The organism is Enterobacter sp. (genome assembly GCF_977039595.1).
In genome coordinates this window covers 41,008-59,030 of the sequence record NZ_CDRQYH010000015.1, presented here as the reverse complement: position 1 = coordinate 59,030, position 18,023 = coordinate 41,008, and the positions used below count along the sequence as shown (strand labels likewise).

Sequence of the window (18,023 nt, the reverse complement as noted above, 5' to 3'; positions counted from 1 at the left end):
AGTAAAACAGGGCGAGCGGTTGGCGCGGGCGGGGCTGATGGGCTATGTTTTTTACAGGATTATCTGACTCTTGCTGGAAAATATGAGCTCTCGCCACAGCAGTGATGCGTCCCAACCGCTTTCCCGGTTAACCCTGCTTGCGGGGGGCGCGCTGGGCGTCGTTTTTGGTGATATCGGCACCAGCCCGCTTTATACCTTCCGGACGGTGCTTTCGCTCTCAGAGCATGACCCTACGCCAGGCGTCATCCTGGGCCTGCTCTCTCTTATTACCTGGACGCTTATCCTGGTGACCTCCATCAAGTATGCCGCCTTCGCCATGCGAATTGATAATCATGGTGAGGGAGGCATTATGGCCCTGATGTCGCTTCTGGTGGAAAAAGGCAAAGGCGGTCGCTGGGTCATTTTTGCTGCCCTCATAGGCGCCGCGTTAATTTACGGAGATGGCGCGATAACCCCAGCCATCTCCGTGCTTTCCGCTCTGGAAGGGCTGGAGATGGTCATTCCGGAGTCCCAGCCGTACATATTACCCCTGACGGTGGCGGTGTTGCTGGCGCTGTTCCTGATCCAGCCTTTTGGTACCGCCCGCATAGGGAAGATATTTGGCCCGGTAATGGCGCTGTGGTTTCTGGCGATTGCGGTCCTGGGCGTGCGGGGGATTGTTCAGCACCCCTCGGTATTGCTGGCTCTCAATCCTGCGTACGGCATCGCGTTTTTGTTTTCGAACGGGTACACCAGTTTCCTGGTCCTGGGCGGCGTATTTCTCTGCGTGACGGGGGCCGAGGCGCTGTATGCCGACATGGGGCATTTTGGTAAAAAGCCCATCTGGCTTGCCTGGTACGGCATCGTCTTTCCTTCGCTGCTGCTCAACTATACTGGTCAGTCAGCGCTGATTCTGGCCGGTGCCGACAGCAAACAAAATCTATTCTATACGCTCTGTCCGCCAGCCCTGCAGGTACCGCTCATCATTCTTGCCGCGCTGGCGACGATCATCGCCAGTCAGGCGATTATTACCGGCGCTTTTTCCATGACGCGTCAGGCGATTCAGCTCGGCTGGCTACCTCGATTACGCATCAAGCAGACGGCGGCAGAAAGCTACGGTCAAATTTATATCGGGATAATCAACTGGCTGCTGATGGTAGTAACCATCGGGCTGGTGGTGTTCTTTAAATCCTCAGATAAGCTTGCCGCGGCGTACGGCATTGCCGTGTCATTAACCATGCTGATGACTACGGGGCTGTTGTTTGTGGCGATGCGGGAAGTATGGCGCTGGAGCCTGGCCAGCAGCGCGGTTATTGCCCTCTGTTTTCTGGTAATTGATGCCACATTCTTATTTGCCAATCTGATAAAGGTCCTGGAAGGCGGCTATATACCGCTGCTGATGGCCGCAGCGATTTGTACGGTGATGCTGATTTGGCACCGCGGCGTTAAGGCGGTATCCGCATCGGTGGGCGAGAAGGGCGTCAGCGTGGATGCGTTCTTTGCCCAGCTACAGCAAAAGACGGTGCCCAGAGTGGCGGGATCTGCCGTCTTTTTGACCCGCACGCAGAACAATATCCCGCCGGTAATGCGCTGGCACGTCGCGCGAAACCGGGCGCTACAGCAGGACGTGTTGTCGCTGACCATTGATATTCTCAACGTGCCCTACGTCGGGGAAGAGCAGCGCATCAGGGTAGAGCAGCGCGCGCCGGGCTACTGGCACGGCGTGGCGCAGTATGGCTTTATGGAACACCCGGACATCCCGCGTTTGTTGCAGGGCGTCAGCGAGATTAACGCGCTTTTCGCCACCGATGACGCCACCTGGTATGTCGGGCATGAAACCATTGTGGCAGGCGAAGGCGGGTCCGGTATGGCGGCCTGGCAACGGCACATATTTGCCTTCATGAAGCGCAACTGCACGCACGTCATCAACCACTACCATCTTCCCAGCGATCGGGTGGTTGAAATTAGCCGACGCGTTGCCGTCTAGTGTCGCTCGCGCCGTTCTAGCTCTCCTGGGCCGCGGACAGGACGCTGTGCAACAGCACGTTCGCCCCTTTCTCGGACCACTCAGGGAGGATCCTCTCCGCTTCGTTATGGCTGACGCCTTTCACGCAGGGGATAAAGATCATGCTGGCGGGCGCAATTTTGCTGACATAGCAGGTGTCGTGTCCCGCACCCGAGACCATCGGTTCCGACGAATAGCCCAGTTCCGCCACGGCCTTCTCCGAACGCGCCAGGCATTCGGCATCAAACGCGATGGGCGCGTAGTCAAAAATGCGTTCAACGAGAGCCGACACGCCGCGCAGGCTCAGGCTTTCAGCCACCTTATGCAGCGCCGCCTCCATGGCTTCCAGCGCCGCCTGCGCCGGATGGCGAAACTCCACGCTGCATACCACGCGAGACGGCACGACGTTGCGCGAGTTTGGCGTAACCTGCGCCATACCGATCGTCGCACGTCCGTCCGGCGCATGCCGATAGCCGATATCTTCCACCTTCAACGCCAGCTCCGCGAAGGCGGTCAGCGCGTCGCGGCGGCTGTGCATCGGCGTCGTTCCTGCATGGGCGGCAAATCCGTCCAGCGTCAGAGTAAACCAGCGCTGGCCCATGGCCGCGCGGACGAGCCCGATATCCAGACCTTCGTCTTCCAGAATCGGGCCCTGTTCGATGTGCAGCTCGTAGCAGGCGTGAACCGGAAACGCGCGGGCAGGGGCTTCACCCCGGTAGCCGATGTTATTCAGGGCTTCACCTACGGTGATACCGTCGATATCCGCGCGGGCATGGGCGTAGGCTTCGCTAAATTGCCCCGTCCAGACCCCTGATGAGAGCATGGCTGGCGTAAAGCGCGCGCCTTCTTCGTTAGTCCAGTTCACCAGCACAACGTCACGCTCGGTCTCAACGTTATTATCGTTAAGGGTTCGCAGCAGCTCCAGCCCGGCCAGCACGCCGTAAACACCGTCGTAGTTCCCTCCCAGCGGTTGGGTATCCACGTGCGAACCGGTCATGACTGGGGCAAGCTGCGGTTTTTTCCCGGCGCGGCGGATAAACATATTGCCCATGCTGTCGACGTCACAGGTAAAACCGGCATCCAGCGCCCAGTCGCGCAGCAGGTTGCGCGCAATACGATCTTCCTCGCTCAATGCCAGACGGGTGACGCCACCGGCGGGCGTGCCGCCGATCTGCGCCATCATCTCAAGCGTTGACCACAGCCTTTCGGCGTTGACGCGGATCATGTCTTGTCCTTACTGCTGCGGTAGCGGAAATCACAGCACGCGCCGCCCTGCATAATGGTGGTGGTGCGGGTTAGCTCTACGTCGGGCGCATAGCCAACGATAAATTTTTCATCGCGCGCGCAGGAGAGCAGGTGACCAATCTCGCCCAGCCCCATCTCGTGATACATCTCCGCGTAGCGACAGCGGGTGACGTTGTAGTTGTACTGCTGGTCGTCGGCGTCGATCACCTTGACCTCCAGGGCATTATCTTTCTCCCACAGATACTGCAGGGCGATAAAGCTTTTTACGTCCGCGCCGTTGGGTTCTTTGCTGGCAAACGCTTTGCCTGCGTCAATTGCGGCCTGCTCAATAGCCTCGCCAATCACCGCCTGGGCGCGGGCTTTCCCTATCTCGCGCACCAGGATTTCATAAATTGGCTTAATAATTTCGGCTTCAATTTTGCGGCGGGCGAGAATGCCCAGCTCGTTATTATCACTCATCACATTGCCTCGCTGCGTTACTTCGCTTTTGTGCCACCCAGCACGGTCTGCGGCTGCCATTTGCCGTCGACAACCTTATAGACCGTGAACGACGGCGATTTCAGGTTACCTTCTTTATCAAATGCGATCTGTCCGGTGACGCCGGAATAGCTGATGGCGCGCAGGGCTGGCAGATAGTCTGAGGGCTCAACGGAGTTTGCTTTTTCCATCGCCGCAACCAGCACGCGGGTGGCGTCATAGGCGAATGGGGCGTGCAGTTCGATATGGGTGTGGTAGCGCGCCTGATAGGCCTGTTCAAACGCTTTGCCACCCGGCATCTGGTCAACGGGCAGGCCCGGCTCCAGAGCGACCACGCCTTCTCCTTCTTTCTGTGCCAGCTGCAGGAACGTCTGGCTGACGAATCCGCCTGCGCCCATCAGCGTGGCATTCATGCCCAGCTGTTTGATGCGACGGGCCAGCGGAGCGGCCTGGCTGTCGACGCCGCCGAAGAAGATCAGATCGGCGTTTTTACTGCGGATGGCGGTCAGCACGGCGCTGAAATCAACCGTTTTGTCATCCACGTACTGACGATCGACAATTTTCACGCCCTGCGCTTCAAGCGATTTTATAAACTGGTCTGCCAGACCCTGACCGAATGCGGTACGGTCGTCGATCACCGCAATGCGTTTGGCTTTCAGGGTATTTACCGCGTACTGGCCGGCGAGCTGGCCGCCGTCATCGTCGTGGCCCATCACGCGGAAGCTGGTGTCAAAACCCTGTTTGGTATAGGCGTGACCGGTCGCGACCGGTGCCACCTGTGCGATGCCCGCATCGTGATAAACGCGGGCCGCTGGAATGCTGGTGCCGGTGTTCCAGTGACCGACCACGCCCGCCACGCCGCTGTCCACCAGACGCTGTGCGACGGCTACGGCGTTGCGCGGGTCGGACTGATCGTCTTCGGACTGCAGCTTGAAGGTCACAGCTTTGCCACCGATGGTCGGGTGCTGCTTGTTAATGTCGTCAATTGCCAGCTGCGCGCCGTTCTCCAGATCTTTACCGATACGGGCAGACGGGCCGGTCAGCGGCCCCGCCAGACCGATGACCACGGTTTCACCGTCGGCGGCCCACGCGGACGTGGAGGCAAAACTACCGAGCAGAATAGCGGCGCTGAGCGCACTGATTTTTACTGTTTTCATGGTATGTCCCTGATGTTGGCTGGTGTTGTTAAACGGGCATTTCGCCCAAATAAATCTGTGCAATCTGGTCGTCATCGAGCAGCGCTGTCGATTCGCCATGATGAACAATGCTACCGCTGTCCATCACCCACGCGCTGTCGGTGACTTCCAGCGCGAGACGGGCGTTTTGTTCGATGAGCAGCAGGGCGACTCCGCGCTCGCGCAGCCCGGCGATGACGGCAAAAATGTTCTCGACCATCTTCGGGGCAAGGCCCATCGACGGTTCGTCGAGGATCAGCAGGCGCGGGCGGCTGAGCAGGGCGCGGTTAAGGGCCAGCAGCTGTTGCTCACCGCCGGACAGCAGACCGGCAAGCTGATGCTGGCGTTCGCCCAGGCGCGGGAAGCGCTCGAACACCTCGTTCATCTCACGCTTAACGGTGACAGTGTCACGCCTGAGCCAGGCGCCCATCTGCAGGTTTTCCAGTACCGTCATGCGGGAGAAGATCCCGCGGCCCTCCGGGACCATCACCAGTCCGTCGCGAAGCAGGGTCTCCGGGCTCTGTTTACGCACCGCTTTACCGCTGAATTCAATACTGCCGATAAAGCTTTCCAGCCCGGTAATGGCGCGCACGGTGGAGCTTTTCCCCGCGCCGTTCGCACCGATCAGCGTAGCCTGTTCGCCCTCGCGCAGGGTAAAGGAGACATCGCGTACGGCCTGAATTCCGCCGTAATGCACGTCCAGACGTTCCACCTTCAGCAATTCAGACATGTGCGTTGCCTCCAAGCCAGGCTGCGATTACCGCCGGGTCGCGCCGCACGCTTTCCGGCGTGCCGCTGGCGAGCGTTTTGCCGTAATCAAGCACCGTCAGTCGATCGCAGATGCCCATCACCAGCTTGACGTCATGTTCAATCATCAGCAGGGTTTTGCCGTCATCGCGGATGCGGATGAGCAGTTCGCCGAGCGCCACTTTTTCCGCCGCGTTCATCCCGGCGGCGGGCTCGTCCAGCGCCAGCAGCAGCGGATCCGTTGCCAGCGCGCGGGCGATTTCAAGGCGACGCTGATGACCATAGGCCAGATCGCAGGCGCGATAGTGGGCGAACTGCGCAATGCCGGTGTACTCCAGCCAGTGCCAGGCCAGTTCGCGGGTCTGCTTTTCTTCCTCGCGAGCGCGTTTGTGGCGGCTCAGCGCGGCCCACAGACCGTTACGGGTGCGCACGTGGCGGCCCACCATCACGTTTTCCAGCACCGACATCTCGTTGAAGAGGCGAACGTTCTGGAAGGTGCGCGCAATTCCTGCGGCGGTGACTTTCTCAATGTGTTTTGGAAAATAGGGCTTATCGGCAATGGAAAATTCGCCGCTGTCCGCCGGATAAAGCCCGGTGATCAGGTTAAAACAGGTGGTTTTTCCCGCCCCGTTAGGACCAATCAGGCCGTAGATCTCGCCCTTGTTCACGGTAATGGAAACGTCATCCACGGCGGTAAGGCCGCCGAAGCGTTTTGTCATGTTGCGTACGGTTAACAGGCTCATGCTTTCGCCTCCTTGTGGCGTACCGGCCAGATCCCGGACGGGCGCACCAGCATCACCAGCACCAGTGCCAGACCGTAAAACAGCTGACGCAGTACTTCCGGGTCAATCAGCACCGTACCGAACAGCGCCTGCTGAACCGGCGCTGCCTGGCTGCGCAGCAGTTCCGGCAGGGCGGTAAGCAGTACCGCGCCGAGGATCACCCCCGGAATGTGCCCCATACCGCCCAGCACCACCATCGCCAGTACGGCAATGGATTCCTGTAACGTGAAGGATTCCGGCGAGACAAATCCCTGAAACGCGCCGAAAAGCGCACCCGCTACGCCGCCAAAGGAGGCCCCCATCGCAAAGGCGAGCAGCTTATAGTTACGCACGTTGATGCCCATCGCGCGGGCCACATCTTCATCCTCGCGGATGGCGTGCCAGGCGCGGCCAATACGGGAATGCTGCAGGCGCAGGCAGACAAAAATAATCGTCACAATCACCAGCATCAGCAGGTAGTACCACAGCCACAGGGCAGGCACTTTGAAACCAAACCAGTGGTATACGCCGCTAAACTTCAGGCCGAACAGGTTCAGCGTATCCACTCCGGTTATGCCCTTTGCGCCGTTGGTGATGTTCACCGGACGGTCGAGGTTGCGCATCAGGATGCGGATGATTTCGCCAAAGCCGAGGGTCACTATCGCCAGGTAGTCTCCGCGTAGCTTCAGCGTGGGCGCTCCCAGTAAAATGCCGCAGACGGCAGCGACGAGCGCAGCCAAAGGAATAATCAGCAGATATGACGTGTGCAGCCCGTCCGGGAACCAGACGCCGAGAACAGGAAACACCTCCAGCAGGTGTGGGGAGGCCATCAGCGCAGCGAGATAAGCGCCAACCGCGTAAAAGGCGATAAAGCCCATGTCCAGCAGGCCGGTATAGCCCACCACAATATTGAGCCCCAGAGCCAGCATGATGTAGAGCAGGGCGAAGTCGATAACGCGCACCCAGTAGTTGCCGCCAAGCTGCGTGGCCACCACGGGAGCAACCAGCAGCGCGAGGCAGAACAGGCTCATGCCTGACCAGAATTTGCGCGTCGTCGCCGGAGTCTGGAGTTGAAGTGTTGTCATGGTATTCCTTACGCCCTTTGCGCCACGCGCTCGCCCAGCAGGCCAGCCGGACGGAAGACCAGCACCAGAATCAGCACCATAAAGGCAAAGACATCCTGATAGTTGCTGCCAAATACGCCGTGGGTCAGTTCACCCAGGTAGCCCGCGCCCAGCGCTTCGATAATGCCGAGCAGTATCCCGCCGATCATGGCGCCACGAATGTTGCCAATGCCCCCCAGCACGGCGGCGGTAAAGGCCTTGATCCCGGGCAAAAAGCCCATCGAGAAGCTGGCGTTGCCGTAGTTGCTCGCCATCATTACGCCTGCCAGCGCGGCGAACACGCCGCCAATGGCAAACGTCAGGGTGATAATGGCGTTTGGGTTAACCCCCATCAGCGTGGCCACGCGCGGGTTTTCCGCCACGGCGCGCATGCCGCGCCCCAGACGGGTGTATTCCACCAGCAGCCACAGCCCGGTCATCACAGCCAGTGCCAGCGCCACGGTGACAATTCCGGTAACGGTCACGATGGCGGGCGGGTGCGCTTCGCTGCCGGACGTGACGGCGATAGGGTCCATCGGCAGGATCTGCGGGAACATCAGCGGGTTGCGCGTCCAGATAATCATCGCCACGGTTTGCAGCAGGACGGAGACGCCGATACCCGAGATCAGTGGCGCCAGGCGCGGTGCGTTGCGCAGTCGACGGTAGGCAAAGCGTTCAACGGCCATTGCCAGCACGGCGCAAACGGCCATGGCAATCACCAGGGCAACGCCAAGCTGCAACAGCAGCGGCATTTGTGGAAAGGTGGTATTCAGGGCGTTTATGGCGGAGAGCGTGGTGAGCGCACCGACCATCAGAATATCGCCGTGAGCAAAGTTAATAATGCGCAAGATGCCATACACCATGGTATAGCCCAGCGCGATCAGCGCGTAGATGCTGCCCAGCATCACACCGTTGATCAGTTGTTGTATGAGTGTATCCAACGTCTGTACCCGCAAAGTGCTCGTTCTGCGGCTACCATCCAATAAATGAATTAAATTGTAAAATACGCATCTATTATTTCTTATGATAAATAAATATTGTTTTATCTTTATGATTTATATGAAGATAGTTAATTCCTGTTTTTGGGTGAAAAGCCTAAAGAAATCAACATATGAATAAAACAGAACAATTGGCGAGCCTGACGGCGTATGCAGAAAACCGACTGGCAAACGATCCGCCGCTTCGGGCCGTACGTGCGTTCGAGGCCATCGCCCGGCTGGGCAGCGTCACGCTGGCCGCGCAGGAGCTGGACATCTCTCCGTCGGCCGTTAGCCATCAGCTCAGGGTGCTTGAAGGGTATCTGCAAATGCCGCTCACGGAGCGTCAGGGGCGCAGGCTGGTGCTGAGCCAGCACGGGCGGGAATATTACCGCTCTATCCGCGCGGCGTTTAACGTGCTGCGCCAGGCGACGGAGCACCTGGCGCAGCAGGCGCAAACGCGTCAGGTTACCATCAGCCTGATCCCACTTTTTGGTATGGGGTGGTTTATCCCACGTTTGCCTGCGTTTATGCGCGCCAATCCGCAAACCGAGATCAACGTGGTGTATGCCAACCATCGTAACTATCTGAGCGACGCGTCGGATATGTCGATTCGTTTTGGCAACGGGCAGTGGGCGGGCTATCAAAGCGAAAAGCTGATTTCCGGTCAGATGGTCCCGGTGTGCAGCCGCGCGTTTTTGCGCATTCACGGCCATATCGACACGCCCGAGCAACTGCTGCAAATGCCGCTGCTGCACGATGAGGAGCGCAGCACATGGGCGCAGTGGTTTGTACAACAGGGGGTGAAGCGCCCCGTGCGCCGCAGCGGTCCGATGTTTGAGGATGGTCTGCTGACGCTGGCGGGCGTTCAGGCTGGTCTGGGGTGTGCGTTAATGCGTGAGCCGCTGATTGCGCCTTATCTTGAGAGCGGCGAACTGGTGAAGATATTTGACCTGCCGATTGATGACGGGCGCGACTATTACCTCTGCGTGCGTACTGACTCAGAGATGACTGAAGACGGCAAGCTGCTGCAAAACTGGCTGCGTCGGGCGGCGGGTGGGGAGTCGTCTGGCGGGTAAAAGAGGGAGATAAAAAAAGCCAGCTTGTGCAGCTGGCTTTTGTACAGACAAGATTTAGAACTGGTAGGTCAGACCCAGCGCAACGATGTTGTCGGTACCGATGCCTGCCTGGCGAGTGAACTGGTTGTCGTCGAGCAGGTTGATTTTGTAATCCACGTAGGTGGACATGTTTTTGTTAAAATAGTAGGTCGTGCCAACATCGATGTATTTAACCAGATCCTGGTCGCCGAAGTTTTCGATGTCTTTACCTTTAGACTGCAGGTAGGCGATGGATGGACGCAGGCCAAAGTCGAACTGATACTGAGCCACAACTTCGAAGTTTTGCGCCTTGTTTGCAAAGCCGTAGATGTCGCTGCGATTACCGTTAGAGGTACCGAAGCGGGTTGCGTTATAGGTCTGAGAGTACTGTGCCGCGAGGTAAATGTTGTTCGCGTCGTATTTCACACCACCGCTGTATACTTCTGCGCGGTCGCCTTCACCGTATACGCCAGCCGCATTCTGGTCAGCGGTACGACGGGAAGAGGACATTGCACCACCTACGCTGAAGCCTTCGCCCAGATCGTAAGTCAGGGACGCGCCGTAGCCGTCACCGTTCTGGTTCAGCAGGCTGCGGCCGCTGGTGTTTTCACCGCTTACGCTGCCGTTTTTGCCCTGGTACTGCAGAGCAAAGTTCAGGCCGTCAACCAGACCAAAGAAGTCCTGGTTACGGTAGGTCGCAACGCCGTTAGCACGAGACTGCAGGAAGTTGTCGGCACCATAGGTGTCACCGCCGAATTCTGGCAGAACGTCGGTCCAGGAAGTCACGTCGTAAATTACGCCGTAGTTACGACCGTAATCAAAGGAGCCTGCTTCCGCGAACTTCAGACCTGCAAACGCCACACGGGTCCAGGACTGGTTGTCGCCTTCGTCTTTGTTACCCTGAATCTGGTATTCCCACTGGCCGTAGCCGGACAGCTGATCGTTAACCTGGGTTTCGCCCTTGAAGCCGATACGCATGTAGGTTTTATCGCCATCTGCGCCAGCGTCATCAGAGAAATAGTGCAGACCTGTTACTTTACCGTACAGATCCAGCTTGTTACCGTCTTTGTTGTAAATTTCGGCAGCGTTAACAACGCCTGCTGCCAGCATGGAAGTGACTGCCACTGCAACTAATTTAAGTTTCATCTTAAATATTCCTTATAATTTTTTTCAGTATTTCCTGAACCACTGTGAACGATTTCTAAACGAGGCTGTTCGTCAATGGCATGCTATTTTTAAGAATCTCGTAGTCTTATTTCAATAATAAGTTTCAAAATATTAGAGATAATTTTAATTAGTGTGATCACGATCGTGCGAGAAGGCGATTATTCAAACAATATGGCCGGAATTTATACGATTAATGGTTATTTAGTCAGTGGGATTATTGCTTTTAAGATAATTTCTGATGGTTTTAGTCTATTGCGTTATATTTCGCAATTTCCGATGGTTTGGCAGGGGGTATCGCCTGTTTCTCCTTAAAAACAATGGGTTGATTTAATTTTTCAACGTCTATTTCGTATATTCCATTAAAGCTGCCAGGGCTGAATTATTGCATGTAATGCTATGCAGAGCGTTAATGTTTATTACTGACTAATTTCACTGGGTTGTCAGTTTACGTCAACTCGCTTCAGGTGGCTTTACAGAAGGCGCTCAATATAAACCGAACTTAAACAGACGCTCTATTATTATGATAAATATTCTGAGGTGCGATCACATTTTAAATTTATGTTAATTATGTTGCCGGGTTGAAATTAACCCGGCCGTTGGAGAGGCGCTATTGTCTTGTTGCGTACCAGCAGAGCAACGACCCGGCGCAGACCATCAGCGCCCCTTGCCAGAACGAGAATGAAAGGGGAGAGCTTAGCACCGCGGCGGCAAGCGCGGCAGAGAGCACGGGGGTAAAATAGGATACGGCAGCCAGAACCGTGACGTTCCCGTGCAGAATGCCAATATTCCATGCGGCGTAACCAAACCCAAGCGCGATCCCGCACATGACGAGCTTCACCACCACCGGAAGCGTGAACACCATCTCGGGCTGATCGCTCAGAAAATATTTCACCCACAGGCTCAGCGCGGTCAGCAAAACAAACAGGGTAATACCGTTTTGTCCTTTCGCAAATTTGCTGGTTACCGTGCAGTAGGCAGCCCAGATAAAGGCCCCGGCGAACGCCAGCGTGTAGCTCAGGGGGCTGGATACAACATTGCGGGTTATTTCCTCAAGGTGTAATCCTTCTTCACCGCCCAATACCCAGCAGACGCCCAGCAGTGAAATGACCAGGCCGGGGATCACCCACAGGGTAGACTTTTGCCCGTTGAACAAAATCGCAAATACGATCGTCAGGCTTGGCCAAAGGTAATTCACCATACCGACTTCAATCGCCTGAGCGCGCGTCGCGGCATAGCCTAGCGACAGCGCCAGACATATTTCGTAGCTGACAAATAAAACGCTGCCGGCAATAAGATAGCGGAGTGAAAACCGCCTGATATCAGGAAATCCTACCGTCACCAGACACAGTAATCCGCTGAGGGTGTAGATCATTGCTGCACCGCCTACCGGGCCCAGTCCCTCACTCACGCTGCGAATAAGGCCGACCATGGTGCTCCATAACAATATCGCCGCCAGCCCAATAAGCGTTGCTCTCTTTCTGTCCATTACTTGGTCATCGCAATAAAAATCAAAGGAAAAATGTATCGTATTACGCCTGTTGCTGTCGTGAATTATTCTCTTAAACCGTTAATCAAAAAGGGGTAATGAAATGTTCCGGGGGTGACTATTAAGGGGGGGAAGGCAGATGACCTTGATTTGACGCAAAAAAATCAGGGGCTTTGCTGTTAGTTTGCGGCGCGAAATGTTTTCAGATAACGAGGACAACAATGGACGTCAGCCGCAGACAATTTTTTAAAATCTGCGCGGGCGGTATGGCCGGAACAACGGCAGCCATGCTGGGATTTGCCCCCAAAATGGCGCTGGCTCAGGCACGCAACTATAAGCTGCTGCGCGCGAAAGAGATCCGTAACACCTGCACATACTGCTCCGTGGGTTGTGGGCTTTTAATGTATAGCCTGGGCGATGGTGCGAAGAACGCCAGAGAAGCGATTTACCACATTGAAGGGGATCCGGATCATCCGGTGAGCCGCGGGGCGTTATGCCCGAAAGGGGCGGGGCTGCTGGACTACGTTCACAGCGAAAACCGCCTGCGCTACCCGGAATACCGCGCGCCGGGTTCTGATAAATGGCAGCGTATCTCCTGGGATGAGGCCTTCTCCCGTATAGCAGCGTTAATGAAAGCCGACCGCGATGCCAACTTTATTGAAAAGAACGCGCAGGGCGTAACGGTCAACCGCTGGCTTTCCACCGGGATGCTGTGTGCCTCTGCGGCCAGTAATGAAACCGGCATGCTGACGCAAAAGTTTGTGCGCTCGCTCGGCATGCTGGCGGTAGACAACCAGGCGCGCGTCTGACACGGACCAACGGTAGCAAGTCTTGCTCCAACATTTGGTCGCGGTGCGATGACCAACCACTGGGTTGATATCAAAAACGCTAACGTCGTGATGGTGATGGGCGGTAACGCCGCTGAAGCCCATCCGGTGGGGTTCCGCTGGGCGATGGAAGCGAAAAACAACAACGATGCGACGCTTATCGTCGTCGATCCGCGATTTACGCGTACGGCATCGGTGGCCGATATCTATGCGCCAATCCGCTCCGGCACGGACATTACGTTCTTGTCCGGCGTGCTGCTGTACCTGATCGAAAACAACAAAATCAACGCGGAATACGTTAAGCACTACACCAACGCGAACCTGCTGGTGCGGGATGATTTTGCCTTCGATGACGGGCTGTTTAGCGGCTATGACGCCGAAAAGCGCCAGTACGATAAAACGTCCTGGAACTATCAATTCGATGAAAACGGCTACGCGATGCGCGATGAAACGCTCACGCATCCGCGCTGCGTGTGGAACCTGCTAAAGCAGCACGTCTCCCGCTATACGCCGGACGTCGTGGAAAACATCTGCGGCACGCCGAAAGCGGACTTCCTGAAGGTGTGTGAGGTACTGGCCTCCACCAGCGCCGCCGACAGAACCACGACGTTTCTGTACGCGCTGGGCTGGACGCAGCACACCGTCGGCGCGCAGAACATCCGCACCATGGCGATGATCCAGCTGCTGCTCGGCAATATGGGGATGGCCGGTGGCGGCGTGAACGCGCTTCGCGGTCACTCCAATATTCAGGGCTTAACCGACCTTGGCCTGCTCTCGACCAGCCTCCCGGGCTACCTGACGCTGCCGTCTGAAAAACAGGCCGATCTGCAAACGTATCTTGAGGCCAATACGCCAAAAGCGACGCTGCCGGACCAGGTGAACTACTGGAGCAACTATCCGAAGTTCTACGTCAGCCTGATGAAATCCTTCTACGGCGATGCGGCGCAGAAAGAGAACGACTGGGGCTTTGAATGGCTGCCGAAGTGGGATCAGGCTTATGACGTCATCAAGTATTTCAACATGATGGATAAGGGCGACGTCACGGGGTATATCTGCCAGGGCTTTAACCCGGTAGCCTCTTTCCCGGACAAAAACAAAGTCGTTCGCAGCCTGAGCAAGCTGAAGTACATGGTCGTTATCGATCCGCTGGTGACCGAGACCTCCACCTTCTGGCAGAACCACGGGGAATCAAACGATGTCGATCCGGCGTCGATTCAGACCGAAGTGTTCCGCCTGCCGTCCACCTGCTTTGCGGAAGAGGACGGCTCCATTGCCAACTCCGGCCGCTGGCTGCAGTGGCACTGGAAAGGCCAGGATGCCCCTGGCGAAGCGCGTAACGACGGCGAGATCCTCGCCGGGATTTACCACCGCCTGCGCGAGATGTACCGCACCGAAGGCGGTAAAGGCGCGGAGCCGCTGCTGAAGATGAGCTGGAGCTACAAGCAGCCCGATCGTCCTGAGTCAGAGGAAGTCGCCAAAGAGAACAACGGCGTGGCGCTGGCGGATCTGTATGACCCGAGCGGCAACCTGGTGGCGAAAAAGGGCCAGCTGCTGAACAGCTTTGCGCTGCTGCGCGATGACGGCACCACGGCATCGTCGTGCTGGATCTACACCGGCAGCTGGACGGAGCAGGGCAACCAGATGGCCAACCGCGACAACGCCGACCCGTCCGGGCTGGGCAACACCCTGGGCTGGGCATGGGCGTGGCCGCTGAATCGTCGCGTGCTGTACAACCGTGCATCGGCGGATATTAACGGCAAGCCGTGGGATCCGAAACGCATGCTGATCCAGTGGAACGGGGCGAAATGGACGGGGAACGATATCCCTGACTACAACACCGCCGCGCCGGGCAGCAGCACCGGGCCGTTTATTATGCAGCCGGAAGGGCTGGGACGTCTGTTTGCTCTCAACAAGCTGGCGGAAGGGCCGTTCCCGGAGCACTACGAGCCGATGGAAACGCCGCTGGGCACGAACCCACTGCACCCGAACGTGGTCTCCAGCCCGGTGGTGCGTATCTACGAAGACGACGTCCTGCGCCTGGGCAAAAAGGACAAATTCCCGTATGTGGGAACGACCTACCGCCTGACCGAGCATTTCCATACCTGGACCAAGCACGCGCGGCTTAACGCTATCGCGCAGCCGGAACAGTTTGTGGAGATAAGCGAGACGCTGGCGAAGGCGAAAGGCATTGCCAACGGCGATCGCGTGAAGGTGAGCAGCAAGCGCGGCTTTATTCGCGCGGTGGCGGTGGTGACCCGTCGTTTGCAGTCGCTGAACGTGCATGGTCAGCAGGTGGAAACCGTCGGTATCCCGCTTCACTGGGGCTTTGAAGGCGTTGCGCAGAAAGGCTACATCGCCAATACCCTGACGCCAAACGTCGGGGATTCCAACTCGCAAACGCCGGAGTACAAGGCGTTTCTGGTCAACATCGAGAAAGCGTAAGGAGCGATTCAATGGCGATGGAAACACAAGACGTTATCAAACGCTCCGCGACCAACCCGATAACTCCCGCGCCCCGCGCGCGGGACTACAAGGCAGAGGTCGCCAAGCTTATCGACGTCTCCTCCTGCGTGGGCTGTAAGGCCTGCCAGGTGGCGTGCTCGGAGTGGAACGACATCCGCGACGAGGTGGGGCACTGCGTTGGGGTCTACGATAATCCGGCGGATCTGAGCGCTAAATCCTGGACGGTGATGCGTTTTAGCGAAACCGACCAGAACGGCAGGCTGGAGTGGCTCATCCGCAAAGACGGCTGCATGCACTGCGAGGATCCGGGCTGCCTGAAGGCGTGCCCGTCTGCTGGCGCGATTATTCAGTACGCCAACGGGATAGTCGATTTCCAGCAGGACAACTGCATCGGCTGCGGGTACTGCATTGCGGGGTGTCCGTTTAATGTCCCGCGCCTCAATAAAGAGGATAACCGGGTATACAAATGTACCCTGTGCGTGGACCGCGTCAGCGTCGGGCAGGAGCCTGCCTGTGTGAAGACCTGTCCGACCGGGGCAATCCACTTCGGCACCAAAAAAGAGATGCTGGACGTGGCGCAGGCGCGGGTCGACAAGCTGAAAGCACGTGGTTATCAGAATGCGGGCATTTACAACCCGCAGGGCGTGGGCGGCACGCACGTGATGTATGTGCTGCACCATAGCGACCAGCCGGAGCTGTACCACAACCTGCCGAAGGATCCGGCGATCGATACCTCCATTAACCTGTGGAAAGGGGCGCTCAAGCCTCTCTCCGCGGCGGGCTTTATCGCCACCTTCGCTGGGCTGATTTATCACTACATCGGTATCGGGCCAAACAAAGAGGTGGATGACGACGAGGAGGAGCATCATGAGTAAGTCGAAAATGATAGTGCGCACAAAGTTTGTCGACCGCGCCTGTCACTGGACGGTAGTTATCTGCTTCTTCCTGGTGGCGGTGTCGGGAATTTCGTTCTTCTTCCCGACGCTGCAGTGGTTGACCGAAACCTTCGGTACGCCGCAGATGGGGCGCATTCTGCACCCGTTCTTCGGCGTGCTGATTTTCGTGGTGCTGATGTTTATGTTCGTGCGCTTCGTCCATCATAACATCCCGGACAAGCAGGATATCCCGTGGGTGAAAGGGATCGTCGAAGTCCTGAAGGGCAACGAGCACAAAGTGGCTAAGGTGGGGAAATACAATGCTGGGCAAAAGATGATGTTCTGGACCATCATGAGCATGATTTTTGTGCTGCTGGTGACCGGGGTGATTATCTGGCGTCCGTATTTTGCACACTACTTCCCGATACAGGTGATTCGCTACGCGCTGCTGATCCACGCGACGTCGGCCATCATTCTGATTCACGCCATCCTGATCCATATGTATATGGCGTTCTGGGTGAAAGGATCGATTAAAGGGATGATTGAAGGGAAGGTGAGCGGCCGCTGGGCGCAGAAACACCATCCGCGCTGGTATCGTGACGTGGAACGGCTGGAAGCGAAACAGGAAAGTACGGAAGGGATCAAGTAAGACCTGCGCCGTCGGCTCTGCCCGGCGGCGCTGCGCTTGCGCGGGCCTACTCTTCAAATCAGAACCGCTCTTCCACATAGCGGAACGGGTATTTTGTGGGTTTGACTTTGCCGATTTTGCGCTTCGGTAAATCCACCTTGTCGACGTGAATTTCTTTATACGGTATCTGCGAAAGCAGATGCGAAATAATATTCAGGCGCACGCGTTTTTTATCCTCTGAACGTGCCACAAACCACGGCGCCCAGGCGGTATCGGTGGCTTCAAACATGGCGTCGCGCGCAAGGGTATACTCATCCCACAGGTTAAAGGATTTAATATCCATCGGTGATAGCTTCCAGATTTTACGACCATCGTTAATACGGTCGCGCAGGCGCCGCTCCTGCTCTTTCGGCGTCACCTCCAGCCAGTACTTCAGCAGGATAATTCCGGCATCGACCATCGCTTTTTCCATAACCGGCGCGCCGTCCAAAAATTTCTCCGCCTGTTCCTCCGTGCAGAACCCCATCACCCGTTCCACGCCCGCGCGGTTATACCAGCTGCGATCGAAGATCACGATTTCGCCAGCCGAAGGCAGATGCGGCACATAGCGCTGGAAGTAGAGCTGGCTTTTTTCCTTTTCCGTCGGGGCAGGGAGCGCAACAACGCGAAACACGCGCGGGCTGACGCGCTCGGTGATCGCTTTAATGGTGCCGCCTTTGCCTGCACCATCGCGTCCTTCAAAAACAATACACACTTTTAACCCTTTGGCGACGACCCACTGCTGGAGCTTAACCAGTTCGACGTGCAGGCGGCGGAGCTCTTTTTCATACTCTTTGGTCTTAAGCGGTGCATTCGATACGACATCAACAGCGACAGGGGCTTTCTTTTTGCTTCCCATAATTGTCATCCTCAGGTTGTCCGGCGTGGAAAAAGCGAGGCCGCACTATGAAGTGTAATCCACCTGAATTAATGGATTAACCTGTCAGCCATCTGATTTGAACTGGCTCACCA

Annotated in this window: 15 protein-coding genes; 5 read left to right on the top strand and 10 right to left on the bottom strand. The window is 56.9% G+C overall.

Annotated features, from left to right (window positions below; genetic code table 11):
• Positions 1-82: 82 nt before the first annotated feature.
• Positions 83-1,966: a potassium transporter Kup gene (locus ACWYRJ_RS07180; protein WP_455507635.1), complete on the top strand. Its 1,884-nt coding sequence runs from the start codon at positions 83-85 to the stop codon at positions 1,964-1,966.
• Between the two features lie 16 nt (positions 1,967-1,982).
• Here the strand turns inward: ACWYRJ_RS07180 and ACWYRJ_RS07175 are convergent, their stop codons facing one another.
• From ACWYRJ_RS07175 to ACWYRJ_RS07145, 7 genes are read right to left on the bottom strand one after another with little or no spacing between them, the layout of a single operon-like run.
• Positions 1,983-3,209: a Zn-dependent hydrolase gene (locus ACWYRJ_RS07175; protein WP_455507634.1), complete on the bottom strand. Its 1,227-nt coding sequence runs from the start codon at positions 3,207-3,209 to the stop codon at positions 1,983-1,985.
• Complete coding sequence (locus ACWYRJ_RS07170; RefSeq protein ID WP_127731033.1) at positions 3,206-3,688, bottom strand: L-2-amino-thiazoline-4-carboxylic acid hydrolase; 483 nt, start codon at positions 3,686-3,688, stop codon at positions 3,206-3,208. Before ACWYRJ_RS07170 ends, ACWYRJ_RS07175 begins: the two co-directional genes overlap by 4 nt.
• Before the next feature lie 17 nt (positions 3,689-3,705).
• Entirely contained in the window at positions 3,706-4,863 is a 1,158-nt protein-coding gene (locus ACWYRJ_RS07165; RefSeq protein ID WP_455507633.1) for a branched-chain amino acid ABC transporter substrate-binding protein, read from the bottom strand.
• Positions 4,864-4,891: 28 nt separating this feature from the next.
• A complete protein-coding gene (locus ACWYRJ_RS07160) occupies positions 4,892-5,611 on the bottom strand; it encodes an ABC transporter ATP-binding protein (RefSeq protein ID WP_455507632.1) in 720 nt (239 codons plus the stop codon).
• Positions 5,604-6,371 (bottom strand): ABC transporter ATP-binding protein, encoded by a 768-nt coding sequence (locus tag ACWYRJ_RS07155; RefSeq protein WP_111963634.1) that lies wholly within the window; start codon positions 6,369-6,371, stop codon positions 5,604-5,606. The genes ACWYRJ_RS07160 and ACWYRJ_RS07155 overlap by 8 nt, the downstream gene beginning before the upstream one ends.
• Complete coding sequence (locus ACWYRJ_RS07150) at positions 6,368-7,474, bottom strand: branched-chain amino acid ABC transporter permease (protein ID WP_455507631.1); 1,107 nt, start codon at positions 7,472-7,474, stop codon at positions 6,368-6,370. The genes ACWYRJ_RS07155 and ACWYRJ_RS07150 overlap by 4 nt, the downstream gene beginning before the upstream one ends.
• Before the next feature lie 8 nt (positions 7,475-7,482).
• Positions 7,483-8,433 carry a branched-chain amino acid ABC transporter permease gene (locus ACWYRJ_RS07145; protein WP_274239454.1) on the bottom strand — a complete coding sequence of 317 codons (951 nt, stop codon included), beginning with the start codon at positions 8,431-8,433 and terminating at the stop codon, positions 7,483-7,485.
• A gap of 170 nt (positions 8,434-8,603) precedes the next feature.
• Here ACWYRJ_RS07145 and ACWYRJ_RS07140 point away from each other — a divergent pair, with 170 nt between their 5' ends.
• Positions 8,604-9,548, top strand: a complete 945-nt coding sequence (locus ACWYRJ_RS07140; RefSeq protein ID WP_455507630.1) for a LysR substrate-binding domain-containing protein — start codon at positions 8,604-8,606, stop codon at positions 9,546-9,548.
• Between the two features lie 54 nt (positions 9,549-9,602).
• Here ACWYRJ_RS07140 and ACWYRJ_RS07135 read toward each other — a convergent pair whose 3' ends face one another.
• Positions 9,603-10,712: a porin OmpC gene (locus ACWYRJ_RS07135; protein WP_033145646.1), complete on the bottom strand. Its 1,110-nt coding sequence runs from the start codon at positions 10,710-10,712 to the stop codon at positions 9,603-9,605.
• 628 nt (positions 10,713-11,340) lie between these two features.
• Entirely contained in the window at positions 11,341-12,219 is an 879-nt protein-coding gene (yddG, locus tag ACWYRJ_RS07130) for an aromatic amino acid DMT transporter YddG (RefSeq protein WP_455507629.1), read from the bottom strand.
• A gap of 221 nt (positions 12,220-12,440) precedes the next feature.
• On the opposite strand from yddG, the gene fdnG reads away from it, so the two are divergent.
• The 3 genes from fdnG to fdnI are packed head-to-tail and all read left to right on the top strand — an operon-like array spanning position 12,441 to position 17,033.
• The gene (gene fdnG / locus ACWYRJ_RS07125; protein ID WP_455507628.1) at positions 12,441-15,488 is read left to right on the top strand and encodes a formate dehydrogenase-N subunit alpha; all 3,048 of its coding nucleotides are present in this window, start codon (positions 12,441-12,443) and stop codon (positions 15,486-15,488) included.
• A gap of 11 nt (positions 15,489-15,499) precedes the next feature.
• Complete coding sequence (fdxH, locus tag ACWYRJ_RS07120; protein ID WP_111963628.1) at positions 15,500-16,384, top strand: formate dehydrogenase subunit beta; 885 nt, start codon at positions 15,500-15,502, stop codon at positions 16,382-16,384.
• A complete protein-coding gene (gene fdnI, locus ACWYRJ_RS07115) occupies positions 16,377-17,033 on the top strand; it encodes a formate dehydrogenase-N subunit gamma (protein ID WP_455507627.1) in 657 nt (218 codons plus the stop codon). The genes fdxH and fdnI overlap by 8 nt, the downstream gene beginning before the upstream one ends.
• A gap of 58 nt (positions 17,034-17,091) precedes the next feature.
• On the opposite strand, the gene ppk2 is transcribed toward fdnI, so the two are convergent.
• Complete coding sequence (gene ppk2 / locus ACWYRJ_RS07110; RefSeq protein WP_111963626.1) at positions 17,092-17,910, bottom strand: polyphosphate kinase 2; 819 nt, start codon at positions 17,908-17,910, stop codon at positions 17,092-17,094.
• Positions 17,911-18,023: the final 113 nt, after the last annotated feature.